This window comes from Amycolatopsis sp. NPDC114505 (genome assembly GCF_055633615.1).
The window spans coordinates 1,124,389-1,140,935 of record NZ_JBVKDV010000002.1 but is presented as its reverse complement, the minus strand read 5'-3'; the positions used below and the strand labels follow the sequence as shown (position 1 = coordinate 1,140,935).

The following is a 16,547-nucleotide window of genomic DNA, read 5'->3' as shown; positions in this document are numbered from 1 at the left end:
GGCGGCGCCATCAGTCGTCACCGGAGCTCAGTGCCCGCCGAGCGGGCCGAGGAGCCCACCCACCACCTGGCCCGCGGTCGTGACGACGCCGTCCAGCGGCGCGGGCACGCTGATCGGCAACCCGGCGATCGGTGCCGGCGCGGGAGCGGGAGCGGGTGCCGGTCGCGTGGGTGGGCCGGCCGGCGCGGGGGCCGGCTTCTCCGGTGCGGGCGGGGCCGGTACGGCACCCGTGGCCGACGGGCGCGGCGCCGCCGGATGGGCCGGAACGGACGCCACGCTTTCGTCGTAGGTCGGATCCTCGCCGGCGTATCCGGGTTCGTCCGGCACGGCGAACGAACCCGAGGAATAGGTTCGCGTCCACGCCGTGACCTTGTTCAGATAATCCTCGGAGTTGTTGTAACTGAGAATGGCGCTCCGCAGTCCGGCGCCGGTGTTCAGATCGCGATCGGCGGCGCAGAGATACCGGCCGGCCGACTCCGTGGAATCGTAGACGTTCTGCACGTCCGCCTGGCCGTCACCGGATCCGTCCGCACCCCATTTCCGCCAGGTCGAGGGGATGAACTGCATCGGGCCGGCGGCACGTGCCCACTGCCCGCTCCCCGCGTCGACCATCCTGGCGAAGCCCGGCGAACCGTCCAAGGCGGGACCGTAGACCGGCCGGACCATCGTTCCCCGCGCGTCCACGTCGCCGTGGCGGGCGTGGTTCGACTCGATCTTGCCGATCCCCGCGAGCAACGCCCAGGTCAAGTGGCACCCCGGGTTCGCGCGGGCGAGCGAGGCCTCGGCGCGGTGGTAGGCGTCGAGCACCGTGGCCGGAATGCCCGTGCTCGCACCGGATCCGCCGGCGGCGCCGAGCCGGTAGCCGGCCGGGACCGCGAGCGGCGGCAGCACCGGCACGCTGGGCAGCGTCGCGGGGAGCTCCACCCCCGGCACGGCGGGTTTCCCCGGCGCCGGCGACCTGGTCGCGGCCTTCGCGGCGGTCGCGGGAAAGGGCCGCCCGTCGGCCACGGGTTCGACCAGCAGTACCCCACCGCCGACCACGAGCGCACTCGTGAGGGCGACCGCGGTGCGGGTCCGGTGCCGTTTCCCCCTCCTCCTGCGCGCTGCGCGGTGACTGCCTTCGCTGCGATTGCCGATCGGCACTGTCATGCCAGGTCCCTTTCCGTCGCGTCATCGAAACCGAGGACTGGTATGCTAAGATTCTAGCATGTTTCTTACCGAATGAACGCCCGCAAAGAAAGGGTGGTGGGTCGATGCCCGTTGCCGTGTGCGCCCTGTCCCATTCGCCGCTGATCGGTTTCAACCACCCGGCGAAAGCCGTCGAGGAGCGGGTCGAGAAGGCTTTCGACCACGCCCGGCGCTTCATCGCCGGATTCGACCCCGACCTCGTGGTGCTCTTCGCGCCGGACCACTACAACGGTTTCTTCTACGACATGATGCCGCCGTTCTGCATCGGGACGCGGGCCACCGCGCTCGGGGACTACGACACCCCGGCCGGCGAGCTCTCGGTGGCCAAGTCCGCGCGCACGCTCGCCAAGGACGTGCTGGCGGCCGGGATCGACGTCGCGGTGTCCGAACGGATGTACGTCGACCACGGGTTCTCCCAGCCGCTGCAGCTGCTGTTCGGCGGGCTCGACCGCGTTCCCGTCGTCCCCGTCTTCATCAACTCGGTCGCCGCGCCGCTCTGTCCCGTCGGCCGCGTCCGGCAGCTCGGCACGGCGATCGGCCACGCGAGCGCCCACCTCGACGAGCAGCGCGTGCTGTTCCTCGGCTCCGGCGGGCTCTCGCACGACCCGCCGGTGCCCCAGCTGGAAAACGCGACCGAGGAGGTCGCCGCGCGGCTGATCGACGGGCGCAACCCGACGCCCGAAGAGCGTGCCCGGCGGCAGGCCCGCGTGATCGCGTCCGGCCTCGACCTGGCCGCGGGCACGTCGTCGATGCGGCCGATCAACCCGGAGTGGGACCAGCAGTTCCTCGATGTGGTTTCGGCGGGCGAGCTCCGGCTCGTCGACGGCTGGAGCACCGAGTGGTTCGCCGAGCAGGCCGGTCACTCCTCGCACGAGGTGCGGACCTGGATCGCCGCGTACGCCGCGATGGCGGCCCGCGGGAAGTACGTGATGAACTACCGGTTCTACGAGCCGGTGCTCGAGTGGGTGGCGGGTTTCGCCGTCACCACCGCCGTTTCCGCCGACGCCTGATCCTCCGGGCGCGGCGCCGGACCTCCTCCGACGAGCGGGTCCGGCGCCGCGCGTTCCCGCCCGGCTTGAGAGGAAACCATGAAGTCAACGCTGACTCCGCCCCGGAACGGCCGCGGGCACCCCGTTCCCCACGCCGTCCTGCGCGACGTCCGGGCCGTCACCACCCGGGCCCGCTCCCTGCTCGGCGACGACCCGGACCCGGACGTGCCCGACGAGTTCCCGGCCGCGGAAGCGGCGCTGGCCGAGCTCGCCGAGCGGGTCGGGGAACTCGCCACCGCCGGACACGCCGGCGCGGTCCTCGACCTGTTCATCGAGGTCTCCGACGTCCGCGAACGGCTGCGCCAGGCCCAGCTCGACCTCCGGATGCGCGTCCACGCCCAGGTCCAGGAGGCGCTGACCCGGCTGCAGGACGCCCGCTCGGTGGCCCGGCTCGCCGAGTGCGTGCCGGACGCGGTGTGCCGGCTCGGTTTCGACCGCGCGCTGTTTTCGGAGATCCGGGAGTCGGTGTGGGTGCCCCAGTCGTGCACCGTCGTGGGCGATCCCGCCTGGGCGGCGGAGATCCTGCGGATCGGGCGGGCGGAGTCCCCGGTCCTGGACCGCACGGTCGTCGAGACCGAGGCCGTGCGCAGGCGGCGCGCGCTGCTCGTCACGGACGCGCAGCGCGAAGCGCGGGGGCTCCCCTGCCTGGTCGAGGCGGCCCGGCTGGAGTCCTATGTGGTCGCTCCCGTGGTCGGCGACGAGGGCGTGCTCGGGCTGGTGCACGCGGACCGGCACGTCCAGGGGCGTCAGGTCGACGAGTTCGACCGCGAGGTGTTCGGCACGTTCGCCCAGGGGCTGGGCATCGCGTTCCGGCGGACGGTGCTGGTCGAGCGCCTGCACTCGCTGCGGACCGAGGTCGGCCGGTTCACGATGAACCTCGCCGACGCCATGGACCGCATCCTGAGCACCGGCCACCCGGCGGCCCCCGTCATCGGCGATCCGGTCGTTCCCCCGCCCGGCCCGGTGCCGGCCCGGTCCTTCGTGGAGTCGGCGCTGACCCCGCGGCAGCTGGAGGTCCTGCGCCTCATGGGCGACGGCCGGACGAACGCCGCGATCGCGACCCGGCTGACGATTTCCGAGGACACGGCCAAGTCCCACGTCAAGCAGATCCTGCGCAAGCTCGGCGCCGCGAACCGCGCGGAAGCGGTCTCGCTGTTCCTGCGGACCCAGCAGGGCCGCGGGGTGCCGGAGTCCGCCTGACCGTCGTTAGAACTCGGTGTCCCTGCAGGGCCGCAGCATGCCGGAGTCCGCCTGGCCCTCACCAGGAACACGGCCGGGGACCCGCGAGCCCGCCCGACCCTCACCAAAAGCTCCACACCGCCGCGAGCACGAACACCACGCCCACGACCTGGAGCGCGTGTCCGCTCCCCCGCAGCTTCCCGATGCGCCGCCGGCGCTCGGCTTCCGGCAGGGCCGGGCTGACCCGCCCGGCCGCCGCGCGGGCGCCCCACCGGCCGACCGCCACCAGCGCGGCGCCCGCCACCGCGAGCGCCGCGAAGTCCGCGATCACCGCGACGGCTGGGGTTGCCCGGGCACCTGGCCCGGCACCGGCGACGACCCCGGCGCCTGCTGCGGCGGCGCGGCCGGGTCGGCCGGGCGGTAGGCGTCGGCGTACCGGACGTTCGCGCTCGTGAGCTGCGCCCCGAGCCACCCGCGCCACGTCGACAGCGCCTTCTCCAGGGTCAGCTGCTGCTTGAGCTGGTCCTTGACCTGGTCGAAGACCGCCGGCTGCGGGGGCAGGACCTGGCGGACCCGGCCGACGTTCCAGCCGTGCGCGGTCTGCACCGGACCGAACAGCCCGCCGACGGGAGCCGCGAAGGCCGCCTTGGCGTAGCCGTCCTCGAGCTGGGCCGCGGTCACCTGGCCGAGGTCGCCGCCTTTGTCCCGCGTCGCGCCGTCCAGGCTCCGTTGGGCCACCGCGGTTTCGAACGGGGTCCCGGCCTGGAGGTCGGCGAGCACCCGGTCGGCGTCCTCTTTGGTCTTGACGACGATGTTGGTGAGCTGGCGCCGTTCCGGCGTGTCCAGCTGCGCCTTCCGCTTGGCGAACGCGTCCGCGACCTCGGCGTCGCCGACCGCGCTTCCCGCGGTGACCGAGTCGAACAGCTGCGAGACCGCGAGCTGGCGCTTGATCTCGTCCAGCACCGCGTCCTCGGACGTCCCGGTGGTGCCGAGCGCCTGGACGAACTTGCTCCGGGCGTCCGGCCCCTCGCCGATCTGCTGGGAGATGAACCGCGTCAGCACGTCCCGGGCCGCCTTGTCGGCGACGACGATGCCGCGGTCGCGCGCCGCCTGGTCGAGCAGCATCCCGACGGCGACCGCCTTCGCGGTGTCCCGGCGGAACGCGTCGGACTTGGCGGTGTCCTGCTGGTCCGGTGGCTGCACGCCGTAGAGCGCCTTCAACGTCTGGATCCGCTCCTGCAGCTGCGCGACGGTCTCGACCTGGCCGCCGTAGGCGAAGGCGGCGTCGCCGGGCAGGTCGTCGGCCCGCGCCGACCACCACGCCAGGCCGGTTCCGCCGAGCAGCACGACGAGGACGAGCAAGGTCGTGATCCGGCCGCGGCGGCTGCGGGGCACCCGGATCTTGCCGGGCAGTGCGGTGATCTTCATGAGGGAACTCCTACGAGTGCTTCGGGCGCCGGGCTGGGTTCCGGAGCGGGGGCGGGGCGGCCCGGCGCGAGCCAGACGACGAGCCGGGCGGCGGCCATCGACAGCACGACGGCCGCGGCGAGCAGCAGGCCGAACTGCCGGATGGCGTCGAGCCGTGAAAGCGCCAGTGCGAGGTAGCCGACGGTCGAGACCGCGCCGACCAGCAGCACGGATCTGCGCAACGCGTGATCGCGACGGCGACCGGCTTCCGCCAGCAGCACCGCGAACTCGCAGCCGACGGCGGCGAGGAGGGACCCGAGGGCCATGGTGATCGGCGTCAGGGAAATCCCGGCCAGCCAGACCGCGAGCAGGCCCGTCCCGGTCGCCACGAGGGCGGTGGCGACCGCGCGGAGCGCGTCCTTCCGCCGGGCGAGCACGACCGTGAGCACGAGCCCGGCCACGGCGATGCCGACGCCGTTGGTCCAGAACCGGTTGTCCGACACCAGTTCGTACCCGCGGGCCGCGACGATCGGCAGCCCGGTCAGCTCGGCGCGGTAGCCCGGCGGCGCTGGGGGAAGCTGGTCCAGCAGGTCGTCACGCAGGCCGACCAGGCTCTCGACGTCGTCCAGCCGCACGCCGAACGAGAGCACGGACTCCTGCCCGTCCGCTCGCAGAACCGACCCGGTCAGGTAGGGCGGCAGCAGGCGCACGGCCGCGGTGATTTCGTCCTTCGTGGGCGCGGAACCGAGGAAGTTCAGCAACGTCGGGAGCGACACGACCGGACGGAGCCGGTCGCCGTGCCGGGAGACGGCGACGTCCTGGGCTTGCCGCGACCACGCCAGCGCCTGCGGAGACGTGACGTCCGGGCCGTGCAGGACGACGTCGACCTCGCCGGAGGAACCGATGACCTGCTCGACGTGCTTCGCGTCGTCGAACGCGGGCAGGCCGTGGACGAAGCTTTCGATGTCGCTCTGCAGGGAAAGCTGCGGCAGCGTCGCCCAGCCGCCGGCCGCCAGCGCCGCCACGGCGAATCCGACGCCCAGCCGCACCGGCAGGCACGCCTTGTGTCCACTGTAGACTTTTACGGGCGCGGGCTCCGCCACGGCCGGCCGGAACAGCAGGCCGACGGCGAAGGCGACCAGCACCCCGATCCCGAGCGCGATCCCGAGGTCCCGCACGAACGGCAGCGGCGCGAACGCCAGCGCTCCGAACGCGGCCGCGGTGGCGGCGGCGACCGCGAACACGACCCGCCGGTCCGCCCGGCGCGCCAGGTAGGTGGGGAAGTCGCTGCCGACGCCGAGCAGCACCGGCAGGAAGGCCACCACCCCGAGCGACAGCGGCCGGCCGAGCCAGCCGAACAGGGCGACCGTCACCGCGGTGGCCACCAGCGAACCCGCCAGCGGCAGCAGCCGGTGCCGGCGGCGGTGCCACGGCACCAGCAGGAAACAGAGGGCCACCGCGACCAACGCGGCGCCGCCGAGCAGGGGAAGCTCCGCGCGAACCTCGTCGGCGAGGGCGCCCGCGATCGCGGGGACGCCGGACACGGTCACCTTCGCTCCGTCGACGGCGGCCGCGCCGACCGCGTCCCGCACGCCCCGGACGAGCCGCTCGGTCGCGGACTGGTCGAGGTTCTGCCGCGGCCGGACCAGGATCGCGACCGCGTTCGCCGACGGCACGACGAAGTGCCACTGCGGCCGGGGACTTCCGTCCGCGCCGAAGACGACCGCGGTGACGAACGCCTGGTTCTTCAGCGTCGGCAGGCCCGCCGGCAGGGCCTGGACGAGCAGCTTGCCGTACCGCTGGTCGAACGCGGCCACCGCGGCGTCGGCGGCCTGGCCGGCCGCCCGGTCGGACGCGCCCCGCTGCTTGGCCTGCGCCTGGGCCTGCGCGCGCAGGCGGTCACGGCGGCCGGAGAGCTCGGCCATCAGGTCCTGGGCCCGGCCGGCGGCCTGGTTCAGCACGGTCCCCGGCCCGTAGACGGCGGCGACGTCGGGCAGCTTCGCGAACTCGCCCTCCAGCTTGACCAGCGACGGCAGGTGCGGCTGGTCGAGCAGCAGCCCGGGTCGCGGCGATTCGAGCAGCACGACGACGGGGTCACCGCCGAACGACCGGCTCAGCTCGTCGAACCGCGCCACCGCGGGATCGTCGCCGGGCAGGAGCGAGCTGACCCCGGTCTCGATGCGGGCCCGGGCCATGCCGGTGCCGACGAACCCGGCGAGGACGACGAGGACCGCCGTCATCGCCAGCACCTTGCGGGGCGGCCGCCGCAGCTTGAAGCCCCTCACTTCGGCGGGTCCTGGACGACGCGCGGGTAGGACCCGGTGAACGGCCCCGGGTTCGCCGACTGTCCCGGCGCCGGGAAGGGGTTGTTCTTCTTCAGCGGGCCGACGTCGATGTTGAGCGGCAGGCCCTTCACGCTCTGCTCGTTGAAGACCATGAACAGCCGGATCGCGTTGCCGTTGGCGTCACCCCGCGCCGTCACCTGCCCGATGTTGGTGAAGAACGCCGCGACATCGCGGCCGTAGGGCACCAGGTAGGACAGCATGGGGTTCACGTCGCCCAGCGCCACGTTCAGCGTCGGCAGGAACTTCGACGCGTCCGCGGCCACCGCGGGCACCCGCTGCAGCGTGCCGGGTGCCGCGTCGAGCACGCCGTTCAACGACGGCAGCAGGCCACGCAGATCGGCCGACGTCGCCGGCAGCTCCTGCAACGCGGCATCGAGGTCCGGTGCGGCCGCGTTCAGGCCGCCCGCGACCGGGCCCAGCGCGGGCGAAAGCCGGCTCAGCCCGCCGCTGGCGTTCTTGGCGGTGTCCATCAGGCCGGGCAGCCGCCGCAGGACCTCCCGCAGCTCGGTGTCGCTGCCCGCGGTCGCCTGGGTGAGCTTGTCGGCGTCGGTCACCAGGTCGGCGATCTGACCCTGCCGGGTGTCGAGCGCCGCCAGCAGCTTCGCGGTGTTGCCGGTCAGCTGCTGCAGGTCCCCGGACTGGGCCGAGAGGGCCGCCAGCGCGCCGTGCCCCTCCCGGCCGAGGTCGCCGAGTCCTTGCAGGGCCTGGGAAACGCCCTGCTTGGTGTCTTTCGTCCCGGCGCCGAGCGAGCGGACCAGGGTGCCCAGCGACTCCTTCGTCGGCCGGTCGAGGCTCGTGAGCACGTCGTCGAGCTCGACGGCCTCCTTGCCCGCCGACGACGGCAGCACGGTTCCGTTGGCCAGCGCTGGGCCGTGGCCGTCGGTGATCTCGAGGTAGGTCTCCTCGATCAGGGTCTTGTTCCGGACCTGGACGGTCGCTCCTTCATGCAGCGGCGCGTTCCGGTCGAGCCGCATCGTGACGTGCGCGAGGTCGCCTTCGGTGCGCAGCGCCTCGACCTTGCCGACCTTGACCCCGGCGATGGTGATGTCCGAGTCGTAGACCAGGTTCGACGCCGTGCGGAACTGCACCTCGGTGGTGTAGCCCGCCTTTGAGATGCCGGGCAGCCGGCCGCCGGAGTTCAGCCACAGGTACCCGAACAGGCCGGCGCAGGCGGCGATGAACACGGCCAGCACCAGGGTCCGGATGTGCGGGACGAGCCCACTGGGAATCCTCATTGGACACTCCCTCTATCGCGCGGCGGCGGCTTGCAGGGCGGGCAGCAGCGGCAGCAGGCCCGTGACGCTTTCCGGCGAGAGCTGGGCGATGGCGCGGTACGCCCCACCGGTTCCGTCGCGCAGGCTGGTGATCGACCGGGAGTTCGTGACGAACGCGGCCAGGTCGTTCAGGTACGGCAGCACCGCGGTGGTGATCGGGCCCAGCCGGCCGGTGACGTCGTGCAGGTCGCCGAGGGAGGCGTTGAGGTCGCCGACGAACGGACGCAGGTCGTGCACCACGGGACCGGCCTTGTCGACCACCGGCCGGGCGGTGTCGACGGTCTCCCCGAGCTTGTCGACCGTCCCGGTGAACTTCTCCAGTGAGCCGGGCAGGGTCCCGCTCGCCTCGCGCAGCTTGTCCAGGACCGGGTCCAGCTGGGCGCTCAGCGCGCCGATGCTGCCCGTGGCCTGCTCGAGCTGGTGGGTGAAGTCCGGCAGCTGCGCGAGCGCGGCGTCGAAGTCGCCGTTGCGCTGCCCCACCGTCGCGAGGGTCTTCTGCAGGGAGTCGGCCAGCGCGCTCAGTCGCTGGTCGTCGTCGCCGGTCGCCGACGCGATCTGCCCCAGCGCGGTGACGAGCTTCTGCAGCGTCTCCTTACGGGTCTGCAACGCGGTCGCGACGGGACGCAGGTCCCGCACCACCTGATCGGTCGCCTCGAGCCCCTTCGGCAGGGTGCCCGGCGCTCCGGCCAGCGCGACGTCCGATTCGGACAGCAGCGTGGTCAGCGCTTCCCGGGTGTTGGCGTCCAGGTGCCCGAGTGCTTCGTCGACCTGCACCGGCCGCACCGAGTTGGCGACGGGCAGGACCCCGTCCTCGGGCAGCGGCTTCCCCGGCGGGCCGCCGGGGTTCAGCTCGACGTACATCTCGTTCAGCGGGCTCTTCGGGCGCAGCAGGACCCGGGCGTTGTCGTAGACCTGGTGTCCCTGGTCGATCGCCAGCTCGAGCCGCGCGTGCCCGCGGTCGTCGACGCTCGCCGCGCGGATGTCGCCGACCGACACGCCCGCGATCCGGACCTCCTGCCGGCTCGACGGGTTGATCGCCGGCGCGGACTCGAAGGTGACCGAGAAGTGCGTCTTGCCGTCCCAGGGGACGCGGACCTGTTGCATCGTCAGGATGTAGCCACCGGCCACCAGCCCCGCGGTCACGAGCGCGGCCACGGCGAGGACGTTGCGCTTGAGCCGCGGTTCGCTGGAGATCCGCTGCCAGGTCCGCCGGACCCGGCCCGGGTGCGCGTTCATCGTCCGCTCCTGTTCTCCGGGGTGGCGCCCTGCAGGTGGGCGAGCGTGTTCATCAGCTGCTCGAAGTTGATCGGGGTGCCGGCGATGCTGCCGCCGCCGAGGCCCGGCTGGAGACCCACGGCCACGCCGTTCGCGTCGGTGAGGTCGGACGCGCGGTCCATGGTCGCGAACATGTAGCCGACCTCTTTGTAGAACGGCTGGTCCGAGCCGCCACCGGCGTAGATCCCGGTGCCCTTGAAGGGCGAGAGCACCATGTTCATGATCGGGCCGTTGACGCGGTCCAGCACCGGCCCGCGAACGTCGTCGAACACCTTCGTGGTGCCCTGTGCGGCCGGGACGAGCTGCTCGACCAGCGGCTGCGCGTCGGTGAGCAGGCCGCGCACGTCGGTCAGCAGCGGCCGGGTCCTGGCGAGCACCGGATCGGCGTGCGCCAGGAACGCGTCCAGTTGGCGCGCGACCGGCCGGGCGGGGTCCGCGGTGTCGCGCAGCTTGCCGAGCGTGACGCCGAGGTGGTTCAGCCCGTCGTCCGCGTTGTCCAGGGTCCTCGGCAGGTCGGCGATCGCGGTGGCGATGTCGGTGCGCCGGTGGTCGAGCGTCGAGGTGACCCGCTGCAGGTTCTGCACGATCGAGTCCAGCTGCCCCGGCTGCTCGGTCAGCACCCGCGCAGTCGACTCGAACCCGTGCACCAGGTTCGGCAGGTCGGTGCGCGGGTCCTGCCCCTGCAGGCCCTGCAGGACCGGTGTCGTCGCGTCGAGCGTGTCCGGCGCGTCGGCGAGCAGGTCCTCGATCGCCGACTTGCCGCCGCCGCGAAGGGTGTCGTCCAGGTTCTGCGTCGCGGACCGGATGCCCTTCACCGCGTCCGGCTGGAGCGCGTCCGCGAGCTGCTGGAGTTCCACCGGGGTTTTGGTCCGCTCGACCGGGATCGTGCCGGCGAAGGTGGTCCGGCCGCCGCCCGGGACGAGCTCCACGTAGTACTTGCCGCCGAGGATCGTGGTCGGGCGCAGGGCGGCGCTCGGCGTGGCACCGAGCTTGCCCGTGACGTCGTCGTCCACCTTCAGCTCGACCAGGGCCGAGCCGTCGCCGGATCGGTCCACTGAGGACACCACGCCCACCGGCACCCCGGCGATCTTGACCTGGGAGACGAACGGCTGCAGGTGGTAGTCCTGGGCGAACTGGACGCGGACGATGTCGCCCGGCCGCAACGCCGTCGCGACCCGGTCCTTCTCGAGCAGCGCGAAGCCGGCCAGCAAGGTCACGACGACGATGACGACGCCGAGCTTGAACGCGGACACCGGCCGCCGGTGCCGGGTGCGGGATCGAAGCGCCTTCACCGGTTGCCTCCTGGGATCTTCCGGGCGTCGTGGGCCGCCTGACCCGGTGCGGGATAGGGGTTCCGGGCGACCAGCGGATCGCGCAGACCGCCTTGACCCAGCACGGACTCCTCGCTGAACAGCAGGTAGAGCCGCAGGAAGTGGCCGTTGGCGTCGCCGTGCGAGAGCGCGGCGGCCCAGTTCGTGAACCACCCGCTGACTTCCGGGGCGTACGGCGCGAGCACCCGCAGGAACTGGTCGGCACTGGCAAACGTTTGCGTCAGCCGCGGAGCCAGTGGCCGCGCGTCGTCGACGGTCTTGGTCAAGTCGGTCAGCGCGGGCTCGGCCTGCTTGCCGACGTCGGGCACCTTCCCCAGCGGCGGTACGGCTTCCCGCAACACACCCCGGAGGTCGGGGGTCGCCTGACCGAGCGCACGCGCCCCGGGGACGAGCTGCGCCATGCCGGCGTGCAGGTCCTTGAGCGGGGCCTGCAGCGACTGCAGGCCGGCGCGCGCGGCCTGCAGCGTGCCGGGGGCGCGCTGCACGACGTCGTCGAGCGGTTTCCCGTCGTCCACCGCGACGGCTCGCATCGTCGTGTCCAGCCGGCCGAGCAGTTCCGACAGCTGGTCCTGGCGCCCCGCGAACCGGGCCGACAGCCGGTCGGCCGTGGTCAGCAGCGCGGTCAGGTCCGCGCCGTCGTTCGCGGACAGGGCCTTCGACACTGTTGCGAGGTCCGGTAGCATCCGCGGCGCGGACTTGAGCGCGTCCTGCAGGTCCTGCGCGTGCCCACCGGCGCCGCCGCCCACTTCGCGGACGGTCGAGCCGAGCGCGTCCCGGGTCGGCGCGTCGAGCACGTCCAGCAGGTCGCTCAGCTCCTGGGAGCCCGCGGTCCGCTTGGCCGGGACCACGTCCGCCGGGCCGAGCTTCCCCGCCTCGGGCGTGCCCGGGGTCAGCGCGATGTACTTCTGCCCCAGCGCGGACCGCGAGGCCACCGTGACGCTCTTGGCCTCCGCGGCCGCGTTCCGGTAGACCTCCCGCGTGCCGTCGAGCTGGAGGGTCACCCGCGGGGACCCGCCGACCAGCCGGATGTCCTTGACGCGGCCGACCCGGACGCTGGCGACGCGGACGTCGTCACCGGGGCGGAGCGCACCCACGTCCGAAACGTCGGCGTCGACGAGGGTGTAGGTCGCCCCGGGCAACCCCTTGTCCGCGGTGAGCGCGAGCTGCAGCGCGAGCGCGAACACCACCAGCACCACGGCGCCCGTGGACACCGAGCGGAACTTGCGCGACCGGCGCTTGGCCATCAGGAACCTCCGAGCAGGAACTGGAGAACGCCGCTCTCCTGGCGCTCGTTGAGCCCGGTCACGCCGCCGTCCGGCGCGACGAGGGACTTCGTGTCGAGCAGGCCCGACGAGCCGAGCGCGCCGGGGAGCCCGGGGATCGGCGACGGAGTGGCTTGCTTGCCCGGGATCGTGGGCGGCGGCGGGGTTCCGGTCAGCGACGGCAGCAACCCGGTGATCTCCTCGGGGTGGATGATCGCCTGGCCGCGGAAGTAGTGCGAAAGGCCGTCCCAGCCGTTGGTCGACATCGCCCAGAACCGGAAGAAGTTCAGGACGTTTTCGATGTTGCCGGTCAGCTGCGCGGTGAGCGGGTTCGCCCCGGCGACGGTGCCGCGCAGGCCCGGTCCCGCCTTCCGGAGCTCCTCGACGACCGGTCGTGCCGCGTCCATTAGCTTCTCCGCGCGCTCGAGGACGGGCTTCGCGCTCGTCAGCGCCGGGTCCGCCGACTCGCTGAACTTGCGCAGTTCGTCGCTGACGGCGGAGAGGTTGTCGGTCGTAGGCCGCATTCCTTCGAGCACGGGCGTGGTGGCCTTGGCCGTGCCGGTGAGCTCGGCGAGGGTGTCGCGCGCGGCGGAGAGGGTTCCCGGCAGTTCGGCGAGCGAGGCGTCGAGGCCCTGCTGGTTCTTGGCCGTGACGTCGAGCACCTGCCGGGAGGAGTCGACCAGGTCGCCGAGGGTCTTCCCGTTGTCGGCGGCCAGTGCGCCCGCGACCGGCTGCACGTGGTCGACGAGGTCGGTGAGCACCTGGTTCTGCTGGCCGAGCAGCTTCACCAGCCCGTCGGTGTCCTGCATGGACGACGCGAGCGCCTTGATCGACGCCTGCGCGTTGGCGCCGTTGCCCTGCATGCCCTGGCCCAGCATCGTGACGAGCGCGGCGAGCGACTGCCCGGTCGGGTCGTCGATCGTGTTGAGCACCTGGTCGAGGTCGGTCGCCTGGCCGGTCTGCTTGATCGGCAGCACGTCGCCGTCGTTCAGCAGCGGCGCGGAGGCCGTGCCGCGATCGAGGTCGACGAAGCGCTCCCCCAGCAGGCTGACCGGCTTCACGGTGGCCCTGGCGTCCTTGTGCAACGGCAGCGCGGTGCCGTCGACTTTGAGCGTGACGATCGCCTTGGCGTCGTGGACGCTCATGCCGGCCACCTCGCCGACGGTGACGCCGTTGACCTTCACGTCGTTGCCGACGACGAGCGGGCTCGCGTCGGCGAACTCCGCGGCGATGGTGAGCTTGTCCGGCTGCTCGCCGGAGCCGGTGTTCGTGACCGCGGCGCCCGCCACGGCCGCCGCCACCGCGGTCGTGGCCAGCACGGCCTGGATCTTCCGCCGGGTCCTCATCGGACTCCACCCCCGAACGCGTCGGTCCACGGCTGCCCGGCGATCGCGCCGGGGGCCGGGAACGGGTCGCTGGCCATCCCGGGCGGCATGACCCCCGGGTTGTTGTCGAAGCTCGAAATCCCGGCCGGGATGTTGACGCGCATGTAGTGGCCGTTGCTGTCGTAGTTGGCGGCCGAGGAGCCCCAGTTCGACAACCACCCGACCACTTCGGGCGTGTAGGGCCGCAAGAAGCTCAGTGCGGGCGTCAGCGAAGACACCGCCGAGTCCGTGCCGGGCAGGGCCCCGTGGGCACTGTCGAGCAGCCCCGGGGTGAACTGCAGCAGCGTGCCGAGTGAACCGAGGGTGGGCTGCAGCTGCGCCACGGTCGGGCGGAGGTCCGCGAGCACCGGGCGCAGGGTCCGGGCCACGGCGGGCAGGCGGTCGGTCGCCGGGCGCAGATCCTCCAGCAGCGGTACCGCTTTGTCGACCGTGCCGGGCACGTCGGCCAGCGTGCGGTCCGCGGTCCCGAGGGTGCCGGGCAGCTTCCGCAGCGCCGCGCGCAGCTGGTCACGCTGCTGCGCGGCCGCTTCGGTCGCGCCGGACAGCCCGGACACGATGGCGCGCACCTGCTGATCCCGGTTCACCAGCGTGGTGACCATGCCGTTCAGCTGGCCGGCCAGTGCCTTGATCGCCGGCCCGTCCGAACCGACGGCGCGCAGCACCCCGCCGAGCGCTTCGACCGTCGGGCCCGCCTTCTGGAAGGTCTGCCGGAGGTCGGTCTCATTGCCCCCGACAGTGTGGTCGAGGCCCTGGACCAGGGAGCTGAGGTGGGTGCGGGTGGCGGGGTCGAGCGCGGCCAGCACCTTGTCCATCTCGACCGGGTCGGACACCTTGCCGTCCAGGGTGCCGCCCGGCGGGATGACCGGGTTCGCCTTCGGGCCGTCCCGGACGTCGAGCTGCCGCTCGCCGAGCACGGCCTTCCACACGATGCCCGCCGACGCGCCGGAGTGCAGCGGCGCGAAGTCCTTGGTCAGCCTCATGGTGACCTGCGCGCGTCCGTCCTTGATGGACACATCGTCGACCTGCCCGGCGTCGAACCCGTTCACCAGGACCTTGCTGCCGGCGATCAGGCCGGTCGCCGACGGCAGCACCACGTTCGCCGGGTAGTCGTCGTCGCCCGGGGCGATCAGCAGCGCGGCGGCGGCCACCGCGGCCACCCCCAGCACGAGGAGGGGAATTCTGCGCATGGGTTCAGTCCATTCCCAGCGGTCCGGCGGAGTCGCCGGAGAGGAACTGGCGGACGAACGGATCCGGGGAGTTGAACGCTTCCTCGGTCGGTCCGTAGTGGACGACCTGGCCCTTCCAGATGACCCCGACGTAGTCGCTGACCTTGCGCGCGGTGCGGATGTCGTGCGTCACCAGCAGGTAGGTCCCGCGGTACTCCTGGTGCATGTCGAGGATCAGGTCGTTGAGCAGGCTGGTGCGGACCGGGTCGAGGCCCGAGTCGGGCTCGTCGAACAGCACGATGTCGGGGTTCATCACCAGCGCCCGCGCGAAGCCTGCCCGCTTGCGCATGCCGCCGGAGACCTCGTTGGGGTACTTGTAGGAGGACCGTTCGAGGCCGACTTCCTTGAGCCGCTGGTTGACTTTCGCCTCGATCTCGTCCTCGCCCATGTCGGTGTGCTTGCGCAGGGGGAACGCCGTGTTGTCGAAGATGTTCATCGACCCGAACAGCGCGCCGTCCTGGAAGAGGACGCCGAACCGCTTGCGCAGTTCGTAGCGTTCCCGCTCGCTGACCTTCCAGATGTCACGGCCGAAGATCCGCACCTCGCCCTGGTCCGGCTCGAGCAGTCCGACGAGGTGCTTGATCAGCACGCTCTTGCCCGTACCGGACGGGCCGAGAATGGTGGTGATCGCGTTGTCGGCGAACTCCAGGTTGAGCCCCTTCAGCACGTCGAAGCTGCCAAAGGACTTGTGGACGTTGCGCACCTCCATCGTGTGCACGCGCTCCGCCGGCCCGATCGTGTCGACGGCCGTCCCGTTCATCCCGGTGACCATGAGTTCTCCTTGTCAGTTGCCGATCGGCATGTTCGGGTAGGAGCCCCAGAAGAACCACGTGCCGAGCAACCCGACGACGTGGATGAGCACCATGTTGAGCATCATCGATTTCGCCGTGTTCCTCCCGACGCCGACCGGCCCGCCGGAAGCGTTGTAGCCGTAGTAACAACCGACGAAGATGATGATCGTGCCCATCGCGATCATCTTCGAAATGGCGGCCATCAGGTCGTAGGGGTTCTGGAACAGCCAGAAAACGAAGGAATAGCCACCGCTGGAGACCGTGCCCAGCTGGTAAACGGTGACCAGGTGCATCGAGATGAACATCAGGCCGAGCCCGACGATGTACAGGAAAGGCATGCAGAGCCAGGCGGCCGCGATCCGGGTGCCGACGAGGTAGCTGCGCGACTTGATGCCCAGCACTTCGAGCGCGTCGATCTCCTCGGCGATGCGCATCGAACCGATTTCCGCGACGAGCCCGCACCCGACTTTCGCCGCGAAGATGTAGGCCCACATGTAGACCGACATCTCGCGCAGGCCGCAGACGTCGTTGAACACCGCCGAATAGATCGGGGCGCCGACCTGCTTGAGCGTGTAGCTGGCTTCGGTCGCGCACATCGTGCCGACGACGAACTGCATCAGCCAGACGATGATCCCGCTCGACAGGATCAGGATTCCGGCCTGGGCGAACACTTCCGTGACGTGGTGGCGCAGGTCCGGCAGGCTGCGCACCGTGCGGCCGGCGAACTTCATGATGTCCCCGCCGGCCGCGACGGCGTCCCGCAGTTTCCCCGCCATCCCGCCGAAGGTGATGACGACGTCCGGTGTCTTCGTACGGCCCGTCGGTGTGGTCATTC

At 71.9% G+C, this 16,547-nt stretch carries 14 protein-coding genes; 2 read left to right on the top strand and 12 right to left on the bottom strand.

The features are described 5' to 3' along the window. Positions 1 to 27: 27 nt before the first annotated feature. Positions 28 to 1,149: a lytic transglycosylase domain-containing protein gene (locus tag ACZ7OU_RS23430; RefSeq protein WP_470256686.1), complete on the bottom strand. Its 1,122-nt coding sequence runs from the start codon at positions 1,147 to 1,149 to the stop codon at positions 28 to 30. Between the two features lie 104 nt (positions 1,150 to 1,253). Here ACZ7OU_RS23430 and ACZ7OU_RS23425 point away from each other — a divergent pair, with 104 nt between their 5' ends. Further along, entirely contained in the window at positions 1,254 to 2,198 is a 945-nt protein-coding gene (locus tag ACZ7OU_RS23425; protein WP_470237971.1) for a 3-carboxyethylcatechol 2,3-dioxygenase, read from the top strand. A 78-nt stretch (positions 2,199 to 2,276) separates the two neighbouring features. Next, positions 2,277 to 3,437 carry a LuxR C-terminal-related transcriptional regulator gene (locus tag ACZ7OU_RS23420; protein ID WP_470256685.1) on the top strand — a complete coding sequence of 387 codons (1,161 nt, stop codon included), beginning with the start codon at positions 2,277 to 2,279 and terminating at the stop codon, positions 3,435 to 3,437. Between the two features lie 100 nt (positions 3,438 to 3,537). Here the strand turns inward: ACZ7OU_RS23420 and ACZ7OU_RS23415 are convergent, their stop codons facing one another. The 11 genes from ACZ7OU_RS23415 to ACZ7OU_RS23365 are packed head-to-tail and all read right to left on the bottom strand — an operon-like array spanning position 3,538 to position 16,545. Then, positions 3,538 to 3,747 carry a hypothetical protein gene (locus ACZ7OU_RS23415; protein WP_470237973.1) on the bottom strand — a complete coding sequence of 70 codons (210 nt, stop codon included), beginning with the start codon at positions 3,745 to 3,747 and terminating at the stop codon, positions 3,538 to 3,540. Further along, positions 3,744 to 4,844, bottom strand: a complete 1,101-nt coding sequence (locus tag ACZ7OU_RS23410) for a peptidylprolyl isomerase (protein WP_470256684.1) — start codon at positions 4,842 to 4,844, stop codon at positions 3,744 to 3,746. The genes ACZ7OU_RS23415 and ACZ7OU_RS23410 overlap by 4 nt, the downstream gene beginning before the upstream one ends. After that, positions 4,841 to 7,108, bottom strand: coding sequence for an MMPL family transporter (locus tag ACZ7OU_RS23405; protein ID WP_470256683.1), 2,268 nt, complete (start codon positions 7,106 to 7,108; stop codon positions 4,841 to 4,843). Before ACZ7OU_RS23405 ends, ACZ7OU_RS23410 begins: the two co-directional genes overlap by 4 nt. Next, complete coding sequence (locus ACZ7OU_RS23400; RefSeq protein WP_470256682.1) at positions 7,105 to 8,403, bottom strand: MlaD family protein; 1,299 nt, start codon at positions 8,401 to 8,403, stop codon at positions 7,105 to 7,107. Before ACZ7OU_RS23400 ends, ACZ7OU_RS23405 begins: the two co-directional genes overlap by 4 nt. Before the next feature lie 12 nt (positions 8,404 to 8,415). Then, complete coding sequence (locus ACZ7OU_RS23395; protein ID WP_470256681.1) at positions 8,416 to 9,678, bottom strand: MlaD family protein; 1,263 nt, start codon at positions 9,676 to 9,678, stop codon at positions 8,416 to 8,418. Then, entirely contained in the window at positions 9,675 to 11,009 is a 1,335-nt protein-coding gene (locus ACZ7OU_RS23390) for an MlaD family protein (RefSeq protein WP_470256680.1), read from the bottom strand. Before ACZ7OU_RS23390 ends, ACZ7OU_RS23395 begins: the two co-directional genes overlap by 4 nt. After that, positions 11,006 to 12,292: an MlaD family protein gene (locus tag ACZ7OU_RS23385; RefSeq protein ID WP_470256679.1), complete on the bottom strand. Its 1,287-nt coding sequence runs from the start codon at positions 12,290 to 12,292 to the stop codon at positions 11,006 to 11,008. The genes ACZ7OU_RS23390 and ACZ7OU_RS23385 overlap by 4 nt, the downstream gene beginning before the upstream one ends. Continuing rightward, positions 12,292 to 13,656, bottom strand: a complete 1,365-nt coding sequence (locus tag ACZ7OU_RS23380; RefSeq protein WP_470256678.1) for an MlaD family protein — start codon at positions 13,654 to 13,656, stop codon at positions 12,292 to 12,294. Before ACZ7OU_RS23380 ends, ACZ7OU_RS23385 begins: the two co-directional genes overlap by 1 nt. Further along, positions 13,653 to 14,882, bottom strand: coding sequence for an MlaD family protein (locus tag ACZ7OU_RS23375; protein ID WP_470256677.1), 1,230 nt, complete (start codon positions 14,880 to 14,882; stop codon positions 13,653 to 13,655). Before ACZ7OU_RS23375 ends, ACZ7OU_RS23380 begins: the two co-directional genes overlap by 4 nt. A gap of 4 nt (positions 14,883 to 14,886) precedes the next feature. Continuing rightward, positions 14,887 to 15,693: an ABC transporter ATP-binding protein gene (locus tag ACZ7OU_RS23370; RefSeq protein ID WP_470256676.1), complete on the bottom strand. Its 807-nt coding sequence runs from the start codon at positions 15,691 to 15,693 to the stop codon at positions 14,887 to 14,889. A gap of 12 nt (positions 15,694 to 15,705) precedes the next feature. Then, the gene (locus ACZ7OU_RS23365; protein WP_230862874.1) at positions 15,706 to 16,545 is read right to left on the bottom strand and encodes an ABC transporter permease; all 840 of its coding nucleotides are present in this window, start codon (positions 16,543 to 16,545) and stop codon (positions 15,706 to 15,708) included. Positions 16,546 to 16,547: the final 2 nt, after the last annotated feature.

What these genes read in the sequence shown, in the direction of transcription:
- ACZ7OU_RS23395 (WP_470256681.1), bottom strand. Translation starts at nt 9,678, where the DNA reads ATGAACGCGCACCCGGGCCGGGTCCGGCGGACCTGGCAGCGGATCTCC.
- ACZ7OU_RS23380 (WP_470256678.1), bottom strand. Translation starts at nt 13,656, where the DNA reads ATGAGGACCCGGCGGAAGATCCAGGCCGTGCTGGCCACGACCGCGGTG.
- ACZ7OU_RS23430 (WP_470256686.1), bottom strand. Translation starts at nt 1,149, where the DNA reads ATGACAGTGCCGATCGGCAATCGCAGCGAAGGCAGTCACCGCGCAGCG.
- ACZ7OU_RS23365 (WP_230862874.1), bottom strand. Translation starts at nt 16,545, where the DNA reads ATGACCACACCGACGGGCCGTACGAAGACACCGGACGTCGTCATCACC.
- ACZ7OU_RS23385 (WP_470256679.1), bottom strand. Translation starts at nt 12,292, where the DNA reads ATGGCCAAGCGCCGGTCGCGCAAGTTCCGCTCGGTGTCCACGGGCGCC.
- ACZ7OU_RS23375 (WP_470256677.1), bottom strand. Translation starts at nt 14,882, where the DNA reads ATGCGCAGAATTCCCCTCCTCGTGCTGGGGGTGGCCGCGGTGGCCGCC.
- ACZ7OU_RS23425 (WP_470237971.1), top strand. Translation starts at nt 1,254, where the DNA reads ATGCCCGTTGCCGTGTGCGCCCTGTCCCATTCGCCGCTGATCGGTTTC.
- ACZ7OU_RS23370 (WP_470256676.1), bottom strand. Translation starts at nt 15,693, where the DNA reads ATGGTCACCGGGATGAACGGGACGGCCGTCGACACGATCGGGCCGGCG.
- ACZ7OU_RS23400 (WP_470256682.1), bottom strand. Translation starts at nt 8,403, where the DNA reads ATGAGGATTCCCAGTGGGCTCGTCCCGCACATCCGGACCCTGGTGCTG.
- ACZ7OU_RS23420 (WP_470256685.1), top strand. Translation starts at nt 2,277, where the DNA reads ATGAAGTCAACGCTGACTCCGCCCCGGAACGGCCGCGGGCACCCCGTT.
- ACZ7OU_RS23410 (WP_470256684.1), bottom strand. Translation starts at nt 4,844, where the DNA reads ATGAAGATCACCGCACTGCCCGGCAAGATCCGGGTGCCCCGCAGCCGC.